The organism is Campylobacter sp. 2018MI34, from assembly GCF_016598975.1.
Classification (GTDB): Bacteria; Campylobacterota; Campylobacteria; order Campylobacterales; family Campylobacteraceae; genus Campylobacter_D.
This window is the reverse complement of the sequence record NZ_JAENKS010000041.1, coordinates 1-3,980: the sequence shown is the minus strand read 5'-3', so window position 1 is coordinate 3,980 and position 3,980 is coordinate 1. Positions and strand designations below refer to the sequence as shown.

Genomic DNA, 3,980 nt, shown 5'->3' with positions numbered 1-3,980 from the left:
AAAATCATTAAATAACCAATGAAAATTATCTTAAGTACTAAAGTTTTGATGATGTAAAATTAAACAGATACTTTGATAGAATATATAGACTAGAAAATTATAAAATTGTATTTATCACAATTATTTAAATTGCAAATTTTATAAACTTGTAATCATTATGAAAGTTATTCATATATAAGCATATAAATAAAATACTTTATCTTATATTCTTGCTTGTATTTTATCTAATTTTTCTAATCAATAATAAATAAATAATTCTTAACTTAAAAATATTTTAAGTTAAGAATTATTCTAATCATACTAATACAAATTCCATTTTATAAAAAATGTCTTTATATAAAGGATTTAAAGAATGAAGCATTACTCCATTATCTTGTTTGAAAACTTGTTTGATAAAAAGTCCATCTCTTATGTTAATCACACAAATGCTTTTATTTTTAAGCTCTTTTCTTTAAAAGCTTATAAATAACTTCTATCTTTAATTAGTGATTCCATACTCTCTCCATAACAAGTCATAAACTCACAATTTTACTTCCAAAGAAGCTTAATAGTTTTTTATCTATGATAAGTTTAGAATAATCTATTAAATCATTAATTCCACCTCCACCCAAACTTACATTTGTTTTATAAAGTTTTAAAATCTTATATTTATTTTCACTTTCTAATTGAACTTTTGGAGAGTTTTTATAAAAGAAATAATTTATACTTATATTTCTTTCTTGCAAGAAGTTTAATATTTGTGAATAAGAAATGGAATTTCTAAATTTCATAGAATTAAAAGTATCAGGATTAATTCCTAATTCTTGTGCTATATCTTTTGTTTTTAATTCACGCTTACCTTCGCTTGCAAGTATATCTTTTAGCTTTTCAATCACTTCTTGCATTTGCATTTTAATAATTTGTTTTAATTTCAAAGAATTTAAACACAAAACAAAATATTAAAAAGCAAAGAAAATATTTTATTTTGAAAGGTTAGGTTTTAAGTTAAAATTTAAAAGATTTTAAATAAAAATATACTTAAATTTTGCATTATAAATCAAGTGGAAAGTATAGGCTTTGACTTGTAAAGCAGTTTTATGGATAATTTATTAAAGATAAATGTTTACGCAATTAAAAATATAAATTTAATTTTTAATTTAAAAAGCTATAAAGAAATTTGTAAAAAATATAAAATTAAACATTTTTTATTTAAGATTTACAATAGTATTTATAGAAAAAAATTAAATTAAAACCTTTTTATATTTGAAATAGTGTTTTGTGTAAAATAATTTATGATTATTTATTTCAATTTAATTATTTTTATGAAAATTTTATGGCTTTGGAAATAATAAAAGTTAAATTTTATTTTTAAATGATTTTAGTTTTATTTTGTTAAAAAGTATTTATTTTAATATCTAAAAATATTATAGCATTTAAATGAAGTATTTAAAATAAAACCGAAAGTATAAATAATTCTAAAAGATAAATTGAAATAAAAAACAATTTTAAAGTATAAAAAGCCTATCAAAAGATAGGCTTAAAAAGTTTTTAGAATTTGTAAAGAGCTTGAAGTCTTACAGTGCTGTGATCTGCATTACCAGCATTTTTTCTATCAACATTTAAGTATGAGTAGAATGCTGAGAAGTCAAGTTTTGGAGAGTATTTGTAATCTACTCTTGCAACTGCTTCCATTTTATCTCCACCTATACCAGCAATATTAGATTTAGTTCCACCATAAACGAAATCTCCACCTACGCGTACAGTTTCATTAAAAGTATAGCCAGCTGTTATATAACCAAAAGTATTTTGACCAGCATGATCTCCAGTTAATTTAGAGCCTGATGTATAGAAAATTTCTTCACCAGCAAGTAAAGAACCTAAATTTCCTTGATCTTCAATAACAGTTAAAGTAGCACCATCTTTTTTACCATAGTATAGACCACCAAGTGTAGCATCCCAGCCACCAAATTCAACAGTTCCTCTTAAGGCAAAGAAGTTATTGTTTTTACCATCTACAAGCTGTTTTTTAAGTGTGCTATCCATAGAGTTTCCTAAGTAAGCACCTTCTAAAGTCCATTTTGCTCCATCAAATATAGTTGTGCTATAAGCTACATCAAGAGCATATAAGAATGCATTATCAGGCATATAAGCTAACCATAATTGAGAGTTGATGTCTCCACCGAAAACACTATAGCTTGCAAGTGCAGCAGCACCATAAATATTTTTACTCCAATTTAAAAATTCAGAAGCATCACTATCACCATTTTCATAAGTGCCATTAGCTTGAATTATTGTTGTATCTCTGTTTGCGTTTGTGCTGTCTACAGCAAAAGCAGCTAAAGTGATACCATCTATGCTATTATTTACTACTTTGATACCTGTTCCAACTAAACCATCAATACCATTGTCAGTCCAGATAGTATTTAGTTGTTGTCTACCTGCGATTACACTTGTAGCAAAATCATCATTCGTATAGGTTAAGTATAATTGACGAACGCTAAGTCCTTTGTCTGTGCTACTTATATTATCTGTTCCAAAGCCACCATCTGCAGCATTGTAATCAAGTTGCATAAAAGCTTTGAAATTATCAGCTATAGCAGCATTAAAATTGATTTGTGCTCTATATTTGTGCAATTGTCTAGATGTATTAAGTCTCTCTTTATCCTGTGTAAATTTTTTATCAAATGTTCCAGTATCATATCTATATCTTAAAACCCCAGATACATCAACATCTTTAAGTACTTCTTCTAAAGGAGCAGCATTTGCTACTGAAAAAGCGCCTGCAGCCATAGCTGCTACTAAACTAAGTTTAACTAGTTTCATAAAATTTCTCCTTATTTAAATATCTACGCTAGCAATTGTATCATAAAAAAGTGTTATATTTTCTTAATATATACTTAAATGATAGTTAAATTTATAATAAATACTCCATATATAAACAAACGCTCAAAAATTTTGAGCGTTATTTTTCTAAGGAGTTTAAGATTTATGAAGTTTTATATTAGTTTAATGTAAGAAGTATAAAATTTAAAAGTTAATGATAAGTAATTAAGTGTATAATTAAAATGCCGATATTAATTAATCATATTAAAAGGAGTTAATATGCAAATAAACGCGTATTCTAATGTAGCTGTACAGATTAATAACAATAAACTTAGTTCTCAAACAAGAGAGAGTAATACTCAAAGTGCAAATTCTAGCAAAAATGTAGATAAAAAAGTCCTTGAGCAACTTAGTGCCATAGGTGGCAAAGGAATGAGTGCAATATATTTGGCTGAATTTGAACAACAAGCTTTTAATGCTGTTAGTGGTAGCATAAGTGCTCAAAATGGAGTTTTTGATCTTTTTAATCAAGATAATCTTAGTAAAGCGCAAGGAATTCTTTCAGGGTTAGATTTTGCTTCTATAGGATATTTTGGAAAAAATCCATTAGATATGAATTCAAGTGAATTAGAGGATTTGCTTAGTGAAAATGGTTTTTTTGGTGTGCAAAATACTGCAGATCGTATAGCTGACTTTGTGATACAGGGTGCAGGAGATGATGTAGAGAAGCTAAAAAAAGGCATAGAAGGGATGCAAAGAGGTTTTGAAGAAGCTTCAAATTTATGGGGTGGAAAGTTGCCACAGATTAGTCAAGACACTATGGATAAGGCCTTAGAAAAGGTTAATCAACGTTTAGATGAGCTTGGCGGAAAAACTTTAGATATCCAAATTTAATAACTTAGCCAAATTTTGGCTAAGTATTTAGTCAAAACTTTTAAATTCTTACCATCAATTTTTATAGTTAATATTTTTAAATTCTTTGCAATTTTACTCAATAATCATTGTTTTATATTTTTTGGCTTTTGTTTTATTAAACAAAAATTCTAAAAACCTATAAAGCTTTAATTCAATTTAAGCTAAAACAATAAGTATAAATAATAAGTATAAGCTATATAGATATAGTATATAAGAATAAATTTAATTATTAAAGATAAAAATTTAAACACTCAATAAAGGAG

Annotated in this window: 2 protein-coding genes and 1 pseudogene; 1 reads left to right on the top strand and 2 read right to left on the bottom strand. The window is 26.2% G+C overall.

Annotated elements, in window-relative coordinates; translation table 11 throughout:
- Nucleotides 1-295: 295 nt before the first annotated feature.
- Nucleotides 296-890, bottom strand: a pseudogene (locus JG676_RS07595) (S24 family peptidase).
- A gap of 637 nt (nt 891-1,527) precedes the next feature.
- Nucleotides 1,528-2,802, bottom strand: coding sequence for a major outer membrane protein (locus tag JG676_RS07590; RefSeq protein ID WP_200217847.1), 1,275 nt, complete (start codon nt 2,800-2,802; stop codon nt 1,528-1,530).
- 279 nt (nt 2,803-3,081) lie between these two features.
- Here JG676_RS07590 and JG676_RS07585 point away from each other — a divergent pair, with 279 nt between their 5' ends.
- Entirely contained in the window at nt 3,082-3,696 is a 615-nt protein-coding gene (locus JG676_RS07585) for a hypothetical protein (RefSeq protein ID WP_200217846.1), read from the top strand.
- The last annotated feature ends 284 nt before the right edge of the window (nt 3,697-3,980 follow it).